This window comes from Nonlabens tegetincola (assembly GCF_002117085.1).
Lineage (GTDB): Bacteria > Bacteroidota > Bacteroidia > Flavobacteriales > Flavobacteriaceae > Nonlabens > Nonlabens tegetincola.
In genome coordinates, this window is sequence record NZ_CP019342.1 from 2,090,809 (window position 1) to 2,106,932 (window position 16,124).

Annotated in this window: 11 protein-coding genes; 4 read left to right on the top strand and 7 right to left on the bottom strand. The window is 35.4% G+C overall.

The genetic code is table 11. The annotated features are described in order from the left end of the window. Positions 1-53 precede the first annotated feature (53 nt). On the bottom strand, positions 54-971 hold the full coding sequence (locus BST91_RS09780; RefSeq protein ID WP_085775273.1) for a GYDIA family GHMP kinase: 918 nt from the start codon (positions 969-971) through the stop codon (positions 54-56). 32 nt (positions 972-1,003) lie between these two features. Next, on the bottom strand, positions 1,004-2,257 hold the full coding sequence (locus BST91_RS09785; RefSeq protein WP_085775274.1) for an ABC transporter permease: 1,254 nt from the start codon (positions 2,255-2,257) through the stop codon (positions 1,004-1,006). 231 nt (positions 2,258-2,488) lie between these two features. Between BST91_RS09785 and BST91_RS09790 the strand changes: the two genes are divergently transcribed. Both BST91_RS09790 and BST91_RS09795 read left to right on the top strand, forming a co-directional pair. Beyond that, on the top strand, positions 2,489-3,556 hold the full coding sequence (locus tag BST91_RS09790; protein ID WP_394335654.1) for a diphosphomevalonate/mevalonate 3,5-bisphosphate decarboxylase family protein: 1,068 nt from the start codon (positions 2,489-2,491) through the stop codon (positions 3,554-3,556). A gap of 5 nt (positions 3,557-3,561) precedes the next feature. Next, positions 3,562-4,497 (top strand): mevalonate kinase family protein, encoded by a 936-nt coding sequence (locus BST91_RS09795; protein ID WP_085775276.1) that lies wholly within the window; start codon positions 3,562-3,564, stop codon positions 4,495-4,497. A 69-nt stretch (positions 4,498-4,566) separates the two neighbouring features. Here the strand turns inward: BST91_RS09795 and BST91_RS09800 are convergent, their stop codons facing one another. The 5 genes from BST91_RS09800 to BST91_RS09820 form a co-directional block, all read right to left on the bottom strand. Beyond that, positions 4,567-5,196, bottom strand: a complete 630-nt coding sequence (locus BST91_RS09800; protein ID WP_085775277.1) for a hypothetical protein — start codon at positions 5,194-5,196, stop codon at positions 4,567-4,569. Further along, positions 5,196-5,963 carry a M48 family metalloprotease gene (locus BST91_RS09805; protein WP_042279630.1) on the bottom strand — a complete coding sequence of 256 codons (768 nt, stop codon included), beginning with the start codon at positions 5,961-5,963 and terminating at the stop codon, positions 5,196-5,198. The genes BST91_RS09800 and BST91_RS09805 overlap by 1 nt, the downstream gene beginning before the upstream one ends. 25 nt (positions 5,964-5,988) lie before the next feature. Beyond that, the gene (locus BST91_RS09810) at positions 5,989-6,666 is read right to left on the bottom strand and encodes a M15 family metallopeptidase (RefSeq protein ID WP_085775278.1); all 678 of its coding nucleotides are present in this window, start codon (positions 6,664-6,666) and stop codon (positions 5,989-5,991) included. Between the two features lie 3 nt (positions 6,667-6,669). Further along, the gene (locus BST91_RS09815; RefSeq protein WP_085775279.1) at positions 6,670-7,128 is read right to left on the bottom strand and encodes a GNAT family N-acetyltransferase; all 459 of its coding nucleotides are present in this window, start codon (positions 7,126-7,128) and stop codon (positions 6,670-6,672) included. 140 nt (positions 7,129-7,268) lie between these two features. Further along, a complete protein-coding gene (locus BST91_RS09820) occupies positions 7,269-13,901 on the bottom strand; it encodes an alpha-2-macroglobulin family protein (protein ID WP_085775280.1) in 6,633 nt (2,210 codons plus the stop codon). 198 nt (positions 13,902-14,099) lie between these two features. Here BST91_RS09820 and BST91_RS09825 point away from each other — a divergent pair, with 198 nt between their 5' ends. Together BST91_RS09825 and BST91_RS09830 are read left to right on the top strand one after the other, a co-directional pair. Then, on the top strand, positions 14,100-14,762 hold the full coding sequence (locus BST91_RS09825) for a tetratricopeptide repeat protein (RefSeq protein WP_157546945.1): 663 nt from the start codon (positions 14,100-14,102) through the stop codon (positions 14,760-14,762). Positions 14,763-14,765: 3 nt separating this feature from the next. Next, positions 14,766-16,121: a UDP-N-acetylmuramate--L-alanine ligase gene (locus tag BST91_RS09830; protein ID WP_085775281.1), complete on the top strand. Its 1,356-nt coding sequence runs from the start codon at positions 14,766-14,768 to the stop codon at positions 16,119-16,121. The last annotated feature ends 3 nt before the right edge of the window (positions 16,122-16,124 follow it).

The following is a 16,124-nucleotide window of genomic DNA, read 5'->3' on the forward strand; positions in this document are numbered from 1 at the left end:
TAAAAAACGCCTCGATTTTATCGAGGCGTTTTTTTATTACTTGACACTAGTTCTTATAATACAATATCCTTCCACTTGTAAATAACGTCGTATCCTTTCTTTTTAAAATATTCTTGTTTTGCTTCATCACCGGTTGCAAGAACAAAGTCTCCACCCCAACCACCTAAGGATTTTACAACACCGGTATAATCATTAAACAATACCTTTTGAACTGGTTCTAGACCAATAAGTCTAGAGATAAGTTGTTCATGCTCATGAAGTATATTTTCAAACTCAATTAAATCCTTGCATGAAACTAACAAGTCTGGTATTTGATTTAAACGTATTCTAACATTTTCTGAAAGCAAATCTTTATCAAATCTCGCGATACTTTGTCTGCTATCCTGTTTTTGATTTAGGTAGACAAAAAATAAGTCATCTTTAAAATCAGGATCAAAATCTATTGATTTATAACTAGGCTGCTCAGGATGATATCTATATACGATGGGACCGTTTGAGGTAGCGCACGCAATATCATAACCACTTCCTCCAAAAGACTGAAATTGTAAGGTGTATGGATCAACTTGAAACCATTGAGCAATTAATGAAATCAAAGTACTGCTAGAACCCATTCCAAACTGTCTATCAAAATCCAGATGCATTGTTATTTCACAACCTTTATCCAAAATAAAGCTGCCAGCTAACTCTTGGGCATGCTTAAGTATATCTATAAGCTTTTGAGTTACTGAGTCACTTGAAGATTCACTCCAAGAATTTACCGTAGTTTGCCAGTGAAACCAAATACCACCATCGGCATTGAAACTTTTCCAAATTATAGCTTGATCTGTACGCGGTGTAATTTGAATACGTTGCCCTAAATTTAAGGGCACTGCTAGTCCACGCACTCCGTCTAACACCACATATTCCCCAGTAATGAGAAATTTACCATTTGCATAAAACTGCAAACTATGTTCAATTTGAGAAACTTTCATTAGAACAAAAGTAAGGTAAAGTATAAAGGGAATTACATTCCAGATCTAATTGCCTCCACAGGATCTAAACGTGCGGCAGAAAAGGCCGGTATAATACCTGCTATTAAACCTACAAACGCACTCACACTACATCCTATCAAAATGTTGTTCAAGCTTAGAATAAAGGTAAATTCGTCAGTCAAACTACTTGCAATCAAAGTTCCTAACCACACGAATAACAAACCAAAAGCTCCGCCTAATAAGGCTAGAATAATAGATTCAAATAAAAATTGAAACAAAATAAAAAAGCTTTTTGCTCCTAATGACTTCTGTATTCCAATTAAATTGGTGCGCTCTTTAACACTCACAAACATGATGTTTGCAATTCCAAAACCACCTACTAGCATTGAAAATCCAGATATAATAACACCTATAAAAGTAAGTGTACTAGTAACAGTGCCTATAAAGTCGGCAAATCCTTTAAGTGGATTAATAAAAAAAGTGCTTAACTCATCGGGTTTAATTCCTCGGTAGTTTCTTAGTTTTTGTTCTAGCATAGCGATAAATTCATCCTGATCTGCTCCTTTTTTAGGTTTCAAGATAAAGGCACTTGTTTTGGTCCTATCGTTATCACCATAAATTCTTCTTACAAAGTTCACAGGTAAATAAGCACTACCATCTTTAGAAGGTCCTATGCTAGCTCCTGCTCCTTCCTTTTCAAGAACGCCTATAACGGTAAATTTATTCCCATACAGTCGTACTCTTCTCCCTATAGGACTAGCTTTACCAAATAAGCTATTAGCAACTTCGGCACCAATTACTACTACTGGAGAACCGCTGTTGGATTCACTACCATTAAAAAATCGTCCTTCTGAAAGTTTAAGTTTTTCTAAGTCAAAAAAGGATTCTGTACCTGGAATGATATTTACACCAGTTGCTGTTTTATCCTCAAACTTGATGTTTTCAGGTGACATAAACATCGTGTAGGTAATGGCGTCTAGATCTGGCAGACTGCGCTCGAGCATTTGGAATTCATCATAACTTACGTCGGGCCAGTTTTCAAATTGATATGGTTCTAATTCTGTTGGACCAAAAGAAAATCTTAATACATAGATTGTAGAAATATCTAGTGCGCTTAAGCCACTTTCAATTTCTTTCTCTAGTGAATCAACGGCTGCTAGAATACCTATAATAGCAAAAATTCCAATGGTAATCCCAAGCAAAGACAAGAAAGCTCTTAACAGATTAGTACGCAAAGCATTAAGCGCAAAAATCAGACTTTCCTTAATCAAGCGTAAAAATACCATAAACGTTTTTTGACAAATTAAAAGTAATACAATTCATTTGACCTCTTACCAGCACAAATGTTACAACATTTATAAAAATAGTGAGATAATAGCGTTTTTAAAGATTCATAGTACCTATGAAAAAAGACACCACTACCCTTTTAAAATTAATTTTAATTAATGATGGCTTATATAATGCCCTGCTCTATTTAGAAGACTAAGGTCATGTAGACTATCTTTGCTTCAAACAAAATAATCTTGGAAACAGAATTCATACTTCAACAAGAGATCAAGGAAATCACCTCGTTAACTACTACATGGCAAGCACCTAGTAATATTGCACTAGTTAAATACTGGGGAAAGCATGGCATGCAATTGCCCGCAAATCCCTCTATAAGCTTTACACTTAACGCTTGCCGTACCATTACTACGGTAAACGCTGTTAAAGGCGAGCACGGTTTTAAAATTTCATATGAAGGTGTTGAAAAACCAGATTTTGCACCCAAAATAAAAGCATTCTTTGAGCGTATATCTTCTTACAGCCCGTGGATAAAGAATTACTTTTTCAATATTGATACTCGCAACACATTCCCACACAGTTCTGGAATAGCAAGTAGCGCAAGTAGTATGGCTGCATTAAGCGCCTGTATTATAGATTTTGAATCTCAACTTACTGGTTTGGATTTAGATTACGATAAAATGTCATTCCTATCTAGGTTAGGTTCTGGTAGCGCTTGTCGCAGTTTACAAGGTCAATTAGTCGTTTGGGGCGAGCACGATGATACGGTAGGTAGCTCAAACTTGTATGGTGTTGATCAAACAAAACTATTGCATCCTACGTTTCAAAATTATCACGACACTATACTATTAGTTGATAAAGGTCAAAAAACGGTAAGTTCTACAGTTGGTCATGGGCTTATGAATGATCACGCTTTCGCGAAAGCGAGATTTCAACAAGCACCGCAAAATCTTACTCTACTTAAAAAAGCTTTACAGGAAGGCGATATCGAGACCTTCATTAAGATCACTGAAAGCGAAGCGCTCACTTTACACGCAATGATGATGACTTCTCATCCTTATTTCATATTAATGAAACCTAATACTTTGCGTATTATCGAAGAAATTTGGAAATATAGAAAAGAAACGCAAATCCCTGTGTGTTTTACCCTAGATGCAGGAGCAAACGTTCATTTACTGTATCCTAACAATCACAGAACTGCTGTATATGAATGGATTAACGAGAAATTAGCTGTGTATTGTCAAAACTCTCAGTATATTTGTGATCAAATAGGTAGTGGAGCATCAAAACTGCTAGCTTAATTTTTATGAAAGGACCACTTTTTTATTCTAAGATTTTACTCTTTGGAGAGTACGGGATCATTAAAGACTCAAAAGGTCTTTCAATCCCTTATAATTTTTATAAAGGTGCACTTAAAATAAGTGATGACCTTTCTGAAAAAAATCAACAATCTAATAAGAACTTAAGCCGTTTTGCCAATCATCTAGAAGAATTGAGCAAAGGATCGGATTTTCCAAATTTTGATATCACGAGTCTCAAAAAAGATATAGAGGCTGGAATGTACTTTGATAGTAGCATCCCACAAGGATATGGTGTAGGAAGTAGCGGTGCTCTTGTCGCAGCTATTTATGATAAATATGCTTTGGAAAAAATTACCGTTCTCGAGAATCTTACAAGAGAAAAATTACTGGAACTAAAGAGTATTTTTGGTAGAATGGAAAGCTTTTTTCACGGTAAAAGCTCTGGTCTAGATCCATTAAATTCTTATTTAAGTTTACCAATACTAATTAATAGTAAAGAAGATATTGAACCTGCGGGAATTCCATCACAAAAGCAGTCGGGTAACGGTGCTGTTTTCTTAATTGATAGTGGTATTGTAGGTGAAACTGCTCCTATGGTGAACATTTTCATGGAAAACATGAAACAAGAAGGTTTTCGTAAGATGTTAAAAGACAAGTTTGTGAAATATACAGACATGTGCGTAGAAGATTTCTTAAGCGGTGATGTTAAAGGACTGTTTGGTAATGTAAAACATCTTTCTAAGGTAGTTCTAGACAACTTTAAACCCATGATACCTACCCAATTTCATGACCTTTGGAAAAAAGGACTGGATACAGGCGACTATTATTTAAAATTATGTGGCTCTGGCGGCGGTGGATATATTTTAGGCTTTACAGAAGACCTAGAAAAAGCAGAAAAATCTCTTAAAGATTATAAACTAGAAGTAGTTTATAATTTTTAATCTCAACAAGAAAATAAACAAAAGCCGCTAGTTTCCTAGCGGCTTTTTTATTAGAATAATTATTCAATACTAGACTACTTCACCTTCACTAGCAGGCTCTTGTGTAATAGGACTTTTTGTAGGATAGTAATTGCGCTTGTAATGCTGTCGTTCATCATCACCTAATTTGCGTATGGCCTGATTACCTAAATCTGTGGTAACTAGAACTTCTTCCTGGTTAGGAAAATGTGGATAACGTACCTTCCAGGCTGGGAATCGCTGGTTTTTTCTAGCGCGGTAAGCCTCGTACTCGAATTGCTCGTGATACGCGTGAATAAATTCATGAGCTAGAATACTGGCAGCGGTATTGCGACCCATATTTGATTTTATCCAAGGTTTACGCAAGTCTTTTCTAAACACACTTCCAACCTCATCATAAAAAGTAATAATATCACGAGTTCCCTCGTATTGATTTTTCTCACCATCGCGTATGATTAAATTTTTGTCATTACGGGACATAAATTCATCAAGGATATTTATGGTACGACCATCGGGAAACTCTAGTAATAAGGCTTGCTTTTCCCAAATATGATCTAAAGTAAGGAAAACGTTTTTTAAAAATTTATTGGCACCAGTTGGAATAGATCGATTATTCTGATAACGATAAGGCTCGAACAGCCATTTACCTTCTTTATTCCATAGAATTTTGATACTACTCATTAGCCGCGATATTTTCTAATTGATTCCCTGATACGCTCTATTCTATTGTCTGGATCTGGATGGGTGCTTTGAAATTCTGGAACTCGATTAGGACCAGCTGCTTGCTTTAAAATTTGCATCACACCTATCATTTCTTGAGGTTCATAACCAGCGTCAATCATCATTTTTACACCTAGATCATCACTTTGCAATTCATCGTCCCTACCATATTTCATGGTCAACATTTGTGCAACGGCAGCAGCAGTTTGTCCACCACCTTCAGTTCCTACACTTACACCTGTAATTACTCCTTGGGCTAGCCCTTGCTGGCTCATTCTAGCAGCGCTGTGCTTGGCAATCACATGACCTATTTCATGACCCATGACTCCGGCCAACTGATCTTCATTTTGCAGTTGATTAAATAAGGCTGCTGTTATAAAACACTGTCCGCCAGGAAGCGCAAATGCATTTATCGTTCTATCATCGGCTAGTAAATGAAAATCCCATTGATAATTGGATTCTTTGGCAATGCTACTTTGTACCAGATTGAAACCTACTTGATCCACTAGCGTTTGAGCACGATTATCGGGATGTAAACCACCGTGCTGCTCAATCATACTAGGAGCTGCTTGCAATCCAAGTGCTATTTCTTCTTCTACTGAAAGATCAATGTATTGAGTTTCTCCTGTAAACTCATTTGTTTCGGCACTACCACAATATTTAAGCACGGCAAATGCTACAATAGCCATACCTATAAACAATCTTATTTTACCGGATCCACCTCTCATAATTAAGTATTTAGGTTTAAAATTACTATTTTAATTTTGGATTAATTCCTTTGATATGCTCCTCGAGATACCTAGTTAAACGTCCATCACTTATTTTATTCATTCCTAATATATTGTGACTGCGTAAAAAAGGTATTAGATCAATTTCTTCAAGATATTTTTTATACCGCTTTCGCGAAAGCGGAACATAACTATAATGCCACGGTTCATAGTTGAATCCAGTTCGATTTTCATTCAAGGTATAAACTAATTCAAATCCATATTTACTGGCATGAAGCTCCATCCATTCTTTCATTTTACAAAAAGGTCCATTACCATGAAATTTATTTGGAACAAGAACATCGCCTTTATAAATAGCAGCTGCGTCTATAATATCTAAATCGGTACCCCAATGATGGCGTGATGTTCCTGGCACGGTACTGTATTCTACAATTTTATCAAAAATCGCATCGGGTAACATGCCTTGCTTTTCATACCGTTTGTATTTACGGTTCCATATAGCCTGCTGCCTTTCAAAACTGCGATAGCCAGAGACAACTTGTAGTTCAATACCATCTATAAATGCAGCAGCTTTCATCCTATCAAATGCCTGTTGCACCTCAATCTCTAACAAGTTGTTTGGGTTAGGTGACTGCCCTGTGAGCTTACCCATATCTTGAGAGCCCAGTACACAAAAAAGAAGAATAAAAAATAGGTGCCTCATGTCTTAAATACTTTTTAATTCTTTCCACATTCTATAATGAGGTCCTACCAAAGGTATGTCAAACATCTCACCCTGGACACTAAAGCCTAATTTCTCATAGAAAGGAACAGCATTAAGTCTTGCATTACACCATAAAATATCAATTTGATTTTCTTGTAGTAATTGAAATCCTTTTTTCATGATAAGCGCTCCTATTCCCATTCCTTGTGCTTTTTCTAAAACACCCATACAACGCAATTGGTACTGAGTTTTTGAATTTACTAGAAAAGCAACCGGAGCCATGATTTTCATAAAAGATGCTACACCGTAAACCTCATCACTTATTACTGCGCCTAGGTGAATGGTGCTTAAGTCATCATCACCTTCACAGTAACATGAATCTATAGGTCTACCCTGGCGCAATACTGGATGGCGCACTATATAGGTTTCTCTAGCGGTAATCTTTTTAATTTTTATGTCCATGAATGTTTTTCCATGACTAAAATAGAGAAACCTAAACAAATGTGATAATTAATACAGTGCTTTAGAAACTCTTCGTTTAAAGGATAAAAAGTTCGCTAGACATTAACCACAAATACTTATGTAAAATGTGAATTCCTATATTATTCCACAATATTTACTCTAGTACCTGAACTATGGCTTCCATATTCTGGAGCATACATTGACTCTATTCGAGTTATTCCATTAGAAAATTGACCTGCATTGTTTGCTCGAACGTTATAATCAAACACATAGGTCCCTTTATCAATTTTATCAAAAAAGAAATGAGAAGCTACATCCTTGGTACTTTGATAATATCCTAGACCTTCTTGCCATTTATACTTTGAAATAACATCTACTGGTTCAAAGCCACTGCTACGCATGTCCTTTAAGTGAATGTATTCCATATCCTCTACCGCCGTGATGATAATACGCACTGTAATAAGATCACCTATTTTAACCGGGTTTTCTTGAGTGATTTCTTGCAAACTAGTACCATCATCGTCTGTAATATTTTTAAATAACTGTTTTTTAACCTTAAGTGGACCATCACCTGAATGCGCCTTAATCTTATCTAAGTCTTCAAAATATTGCCAGTATAAGGCTCCATAACCTGTAGTACTCGATTTATTATCTACCGTAACGGTTGCATAATCTTTAGATATTTTTTCCTTGTCTATACTAGTTTTAAAATATCCCGTTCCCTCTTCAACCTGGTCTTCATTTAGCATTTCATTTATCACATCCTGGCCTGCCCAATAAATACGCGGTTCAGCGCTGATACTAGTGAAGTTATCACCTTTTAACAATAAGGCGTAACAAGCCATAGCGGTAGACTTTGTTGAATCCCATCTATTTGCTCGTCCTCTTCTAATCAAAGAGACCTTCAAAGACTCAACTGTTTCTTGATCATCTGTAATCTCAGCAAAAGCTTCAATAGCTAGTGCAACAGTGTTCACATCATTATTGTACCATCGCCACCCGTATTTTGTATTCTCCCAATACATTCCTCTTTCCTCGCTATTAATAGCTATTTGTTTTAAACCTTCTAGAATCTTTTGAGCATCATTGGTAAAACCATTGCGATGTAAAACAAGTGCTATTAATAATTGTTGGTACCTGGTATGGGTTGCAAATTCTGTTTTTGCTTTCGCGAAAGCGTAATCCTCATACTCCTTCAGAATTCCAGTTACAGGCTTCAGCCTTTTTTGAGACATCCCAAAGCTGCGCGCATATTGGTAATGCCAATAACCGTAATAGAAATTATAGTCCTCAGGACTTTTAAATTTAGTTGTATCTGTAATACGACCATAATTGGTACGATGATTCTTGAACTGCTCTTCCCATTTTTTATCAAGAGCATGAACACCTTTATCGTACATAGCTCTCATTTCTTCCTGATTTTCATGTCTAATTTGCAGTTGTTCCATTCGACCTATTCCCGAGACTATATGTCTAGAAATGTATGCATTGTCTGCGCCGCCATTAAACCATGGAAACCATCCTGAATTATTTTGAAGTTTCTTAAGTTTTTTGAAAGTACGTTTCTGCTCTCTAGCTGTTCGATCCAGATCAAACAAAGTTGCTAGTCTTTTAAGCTGTTCTTTTTCATCCTGAGTATCTAGCACCCATGGAGTATGGGTAAGTAAAATGGATTTGAGTTGATCATTCTTTTCCAACTTTGATAAAGGAACGTCTAGTGCTGCCCATTTGTCAAAAACCTTTTTCACTTCTGGATGACTGTTTAAAATATGTGCCGATGTAGCATTGGCAAAATATCTAGAGAAAGTCTGTTCAGCACACTCGTGTTCATATTCCTTAAGATAAGGTAAGGCTTTAATAGCGTACCATGCAGGGTTTGAAGTGTATTCTAATGTAAGTTTATGATGTTCTAAAGTGCTGGAATTATTCTCTTTAAGATTGTTAAGGGTGAAACTTTTATTAACACCTGATCTTACCCACATAGACTGAGTCTCTGTAACCAAGTCGCGATTAGTAAGAACAGGTAATACATTTTCTTCTCCATCTGAGAACTTGCCTGTACTTGCAGTAATTCTATAAGTGACTGGCGGCGCTCCTACTGGGACCACAAAAGTCCATGCTATTGATGTATTGCCACCGGCATCTACCTGAAAATTCTGAGTAGCGCTAGTATTATTAAATTTATCGTCAATACTTGAACCATCAATTGCACTTAATAATTGTAATCGAGCTATACCGTTATAATCCTCCTCAGAAAGGTTTGCTATTTTAGTAGATAATTTAATGGTATCTTTTTCTCTTAAGAATCGCGGTGCGTTGGGAACAATGCTCAAATCTTTTTGAGTACGCACTGTTTTAGTGAGTTGTGCAAACTGACCTTGTTTGTTATGGGCTAGTAATCGAAATTTCCATTCGGTAAGCATCTCTGGACTCGTAAAACTTACTTTAAGATTGCCCTGTTTATCTGTTTTTAAGTGTGGCAGGAAAAAGGCAGTTTCTTTTAGGTTTTTTCTAGCCTTGACTTTGTTTAATTCTATTTCCTGATTAACAATGTCGGCAGTTGAAACACCTTGTTTGGTTGATATCACAATTACTCCATTTGCTCCACGATTACCATAAATGGATGTTGCTGCCGCATCTTTAAGAGTAGATATTTCCTCAATGTCATCTATATTCAGTTTACGAAAAGCTTCTTTAGTTACAGGAACTCCATCAATTATATAAAGAACGTTTTCTGTACCAAAGGTAGATCTACCTCTTATTTTAACGATTCCTCTGTCGAGATCAAGATTCTTTTTATCTTGTATAACTAACCCAGGCACTTGACCTTGCAAGGTTTGAATGACATCTGAATTTGGAAGCATCTCAATAGAATCAGAAGAGACTACAGATACTGAAGAAGTTAATTTCGACCTTTTAGTTGTTCTATAGCCTACAACTACAACCTCATCCAAAGAAGAGTCTAAAGATGCATTGATTACCGTATTCTCTCCTACCATTATTTCTTTACTCTCATAACCTACATAGGAAACCACCAAAACATCCTCCTTTTGAGCAACAATTTCATAACGACCATCAAAATCCGTAGTGGTAGCCATATTCGTTCCCTTTACATTCACTGTTGCGCCTATTATAGGACCATCATAATCGCTCACGACACCTACTACAAAACCTTGTTTTGGTTTTAACTCCTTATGTTTACGACTTATATTGTTAAGATAACTATTGTTTACAATTCCTGGATTATTAAAATTGAGTCCAAAAAACCGAAGTCTATCATACTCCAAAGTGGGCACTGTATTATCATAAGTACTATTAAAGAAGATACTATCAGAATCATCATTTAACGGTTCTATGTTTTCAAAATAACCTACATGTATACCGTAATTATAATTGTTGAAGTAAGGCAAACCCCAATAGCTAGGCTTAAACTGATCTAGACCCAAATCATACATACTCGCTAGTACCTCTGCCACCATAGGCTGGTCTTTTTGATTTTTAATTTTAAATGACCATATCTCTTCTTCGCCTGGAGCTAATTTATCCCTAAATGTACTTGTCTCAATTTTATAATTGACTGGTGTAATTTTCTGTAGACTTAATGTCTTGGAAATGGAATGTAATTGATTTTCTATGTAGGTGATAAATTGAAAATTCAAATTATCTCCCTTTACATCTTTAAATGTATATGAAACACTATTTGTTCCCTTATTAAAGTAAAGTACTTCATCTTTTAAAATACTTTTTTTATCCCATATGAGCACACGTGTATAAATACCATTCATACTAGTTTTTGCAGTAACACTAGTTAGGTCGTTATTTTGCGAGACATCAACCTCAAGAATTGTTGGAAACAATGGTTGACTTTTGTCGGCATGAATGTTAACCTCTTGTCTGTTAGAAACATCTTCCTCAATAGATTTTACGAAGAAGTAATAAGCTCCATTTTGCCATTCTTCAGTAATTGGAACTTTTACTGAGGTAATACTATCTATCACCACTTCTTTTTTATAAAGGATTGGCATGTCCTTCCAATCATTTGAAGGACGGCTTTCATATCGATTAGAACTTGATACGAATTCCCGATTGTCCGCTGCTCTGTATGGAAAAGCATTTATATGATCTTCGCGACTGTATTCGTAGAATTTAGGAAAGGCTTCTGTATTTTCAGATTTCTCGTTTACGATGTATGATCTATGAGAATAGTAGTTAGATTCTGTTCTTTTTTGAAATATTGGTCGATTCTCATTTTCCTTTTTTCGGATTTCTAATACCACCTTTGTAGATGCAAATTGACCATTAGAATTCCTTGCGACTATAGTTATTGTATCATTATCTATGGTTAAATCGTTATCAGAAATGGATAAAGAAAAGGGTTCTGTACTTACTTTAACCTGAGTATTTGCCTCTCTAGTTTCACCATTTAAATCGGTGACAGCAGCATTTACTTCATAGGTATATGATACCTTTTCCCCTTTCTTATAATTTTCATCTGGTAAAGCTTTAAAAACAATCTCGTAACTACCATCCTTTTTTGTTTTAACAGTTCCCGTTTGAAAACTCTCTTCTTTGTTTTTATGCCTGTAAAACCAATGGTATTGCGCTTTTCGTTTTACTGTATATTTAACCTGTGCATTAGTAATCGGGCTTCCTAATAAAGCCATAGCTTTCCCCACAACTTTTATACTATCATTGATTTTATACAATTCTTTTATTGGTTCAAAACTAGTTTTAAACTTAGGTAGTTTATATTCTTCTACTTGAAAACTATATTGATTATTAATCCATCTGTCAACATTTCTAATTCTATCATTAATTTTATTTAAACTCAATGTGAACCTACCAGTTAAAACGTCTTGAGGTAACTTAAAAGATCCACTTACACTTCCATAATCATTAGTGGTCAACGTATCCTCATGAATCACTTGATAGTTAGCATCCTTTACCTCGAGTTTCACAGTAAAGTTATCGAGCGTTTTTGATTGCTTTTTATAGTTTTCCAAAACAATACCTTTAAAAAACACTTCTTGATTAGGTCGATAAATACCACGGTCCAAATAGAGAAATGATTTAGCTATACGCTCATGTTTATATTTAGTTTTTACTTCACGATATCCGTATAAATCAGTTTCTAGAGTATCCTTACCATTAATAATTAATAGATCAAAATCATTGGCGTCTTCATTCTTTTTTAAAGGTAATTTCACTCTACCATTTTGATCTACTTTAAAATTGCCTATAGGATTGTATGTATAATTATTAAATCTTTTTACACGAGCACTGCTTAAAGGAGCTCCTGTTTTTCGATTGTATAAACTCAATTCAATATAGGTTGGAGTCTTTCGCTCTATTGCAGCGATATTGCTTACATTGAATGAAAGAAATTTGATTTTTGAAACGTCATTTTCACAAACTTCAAGAACTGCATTATAATGACCAGCATTCAATCCTGGTACAACAAATTGATAATCATGAGAGTAAGTATCTTCCACATCGTGTAAAGGAAAATGTTCTGCATGTATTAATTCATTATTGGCTAGTGTTTTATTAAAAGTATCCCTAGCCAAACTATCGTTTTTATACAAATAGTAACTTTTACCAGGAATCACATATAAAGTAGCATTATCAATATTACGATATGTAAAATTTCCTAAGATAGAATCATTCGGTGTTACGTAATTATCGATATCAACCCTTGCAGTAGTTTCAAAAATGCTCGATAAAATTTCTTGAGCCAGCAGACTACCGTAGGAATCTTTATAATCATCAATAGCAAGTTGAGCCAGTTGTATGCTTTTATTTCGGTAGGTTTTAAAGTCTGGCAAAGAATAATCCAAGCTCAATTGATAACACTCTCTTGCAAGCAGATTCAAAACCAAGCTCGCTTCTTTATTTCCCTTATTTGCACGATAGAGCTTTTCTAATGCATCCATATATAGTAAGGTAAAATCATCATTACTTAAACTACGTTCATATTTCATTCTTTCTATGACCGTGTAAAGGTACGCCTGATCGTTGCCCAGTCGACTATGTAACTTTTCCAATAAGTTATACATTTTTAAAACTGGATAAACTTTTAGCAAAGTAGCATTTGCACTGATTTCTTGCGTCGGCAAGAACATCTCCTTTTCTGTAGGTTTTATAGGCGAATAAAATGATTTTTTGATTGGATCATTAAAAAAAAGAAATGCTTCTCTAAACAAAACGTCCAGTAAGGTAGGTTGTAAAAATCGACCGTTTACACGTTGAAAGAATAATGCATCATATTCAACGGTTTTTATCTTGGCCAGTTCTAATGGCTCTTCTAAAGAACTAGTGAATAAAGCATTAATTTCATCTGCAAATTGAATCTTAGTCCATTGTTTAAAGTCATCAATAGCTCCATTTTGTTTATTTCTTCGATCGATAAGATACCTATTGGTATTATAATAATTATATAGCAATTGAGCTTTGTAGGATTGATATATGTTACGCTCGGGAAACTGTTTGATAGTTATTAAGCTATCCAACATTTTGAGGACTTTACGTTGCGCGTCTTCTTGATTAATCAGTGTGTATTTCGATTTAAATACCGTGACCTTAATCATCTCGTCATTAAGATGTTCTTTCTGAGCTTTTTCATAAATACCGTTAAGTATCTTATGGGCTTCATTGATTTTATTTGAAAGCTCTAATTTTTCAATTTCTTCCCATTGATTTTGAAATGGAGATTGAGCAACGATAATTTGACCTAATAGGATAAGGACGAATAAAATGGCTGGCGTGCTTTTCATATCAATTTTTTATTAAAGATATGAGATAGGTACGCTTTCGCGAAAGCGAAATGAGTAAAACCCTATTTTTAATGAGTGAAATCCGATTATTGGACTGCTTTTTGATACTTTTGATGTTATGCAACGAGTATTATTATTAATTTTTTCTTAGTAGCTTATACTATTCAGGCACAAACTGATTTACTAGATGCCGAAGCCTTGTATAAGAACAAAAATTACCAAGAAGCGTTAGTAAAGTACCAGAACATCTATGATAAGGACAGCACTCAACTTATCGCTATCGAGCGTTTGGGCGACATCGCTGGGCATCAAAAGAAATATAAGAAAGCTATGTCTTATTTTGAGATACTGGTTGAGCGTGATCCTAAAAATGCTAACTACCATTTTAAATATGGTGGAGCGATGGCTTTTTACATCAAAGGAATTTCAAAATTTAAAGCGATTAAGTATTTGGACGATGTAAAGTTTCATTTGCATCAAGCTGCTATTTTAGATAAAAAGCATATTGAGTCTAGGCACGCTTTATCTCAAATGTACTGTGAACTACCAGGTATAGTAGGTGGTAGTATTAAAAAAGCAAAGTTTTATGCTGATGAATTACTCAAAATATCACCGGTTGATGGTCATTTAGCATTTGGTTTTATTTACACTTATGAGGAAGATTACTCAAAGGCAGAAGAATCTTACAAGAAGGCCATTGAGGTTGGAGGCTCTCCTACTACATACTTGCTGCTAGGGCAATTGTATGAGAAACAAGAATTACCATTGAAAGCATTAAAAATATACAAGACTGGTCTAGACAAAACAAAATCGGCACAACTACAAACCGCCCTAAGTCAATTGAACCAAAAGCTCAACTAATTTATGAAAGTACACTTTATAGCAATAGGCGGTAGCGCCATGCACAACCTAGCACTAGCATTACATCATAAGGGTTATCAAGTTACAGGTAGCGACGATGTGATATTTGAACCTAGTAAATCCAGATTAGAAAAATATGGACTTTTACCAAAGGAATATGGTTGGAACTCACAAGCAATTACCACCGAACTAGATGCAGTAATTGTTGGCATGCATGCTAAAGAAGACAATCCTGAATTAAAAAGAGCTCAAGAATTAGGTCTTACCATTTATAGCTATCCAGAATATCTATATGAACAATCAAAAAATAAAACACGAGTTGTAATTGCAGGTTCTCATGGTAAAACGACGATAACCTCAATGGTTCTTCATGTGATGCATTATCACGACAAAGAAGTAGATTACATGGTAGGAGCTCAATTAGAAGGATTTGATACTATGGTGCACCTTACGGATGATAATGAATTTATGATTCTTGAAGGTGATGAGTATCTATCAAGTCCTATCGATCGACGTCCTAAATTTCACTTATACCAACCTAACATTGCTTTATTGTCAGGTATTGCTTGGGATCACATTAATGTTTTTCCTACTTATGAAAATTATGTGAGTCAATTTGAGATGTTTCTTGATTTAATGAAAGATGGAAGTATACTTGTTTATAATGAAGAGGATGACGAGGTAAAGAGAATTAGTGAGGCTGCAAAAAAACCTACACGCAAGCACTCGTACCACCTTCCAGAACATCAAATAATAGACGGTATTACCTATCTAGAAACACCTGAAGGTGATATGCCTATAGAGATATTTGGTAAGCATAACTTAAATAACCTTGCTGGGGCAAAATGGGTTTGTCAACATATGGGTATCGATGAAGATGACTTTTATGAAGCAATAGCAAGTTTTAAAGGAGCTTCTAAACGTTTAGAAAAAATCGCAGAATCTAATGGTAAAGTAATTTTTAAAGATTTTGCTCACTCTCCAAGTAAAGTTAAAGCCACCACTGAAGCCGTACACGTCCAGTATATCGAGCGCAAGCTCATTGCTTGTCTTGAACTACACACCTACTCCAGCTTAAATCCAGAATTCCTGAAAGAATACGCAGGAGCTCTTGATGCTGCTGATGAGGCAGTAGTATTCTTCAGTCCAGAGGCTGTTGCCATAAAGCAATTAGCACCTATTACAAAGGAGCAAATTTTCGAGGCTTTTGACCGAGATGATTTAATCATCATGACCGAGCCTATTACCTTCAGCACATGGCTTCTTGAAAAAAATCTAGATCAGTCCGTTTTACTTCTAATGAGTAGTGGAAATTACGGCGGATTAGACCTAGAAAAAGTAAAACAAATGGTTACCTAATAA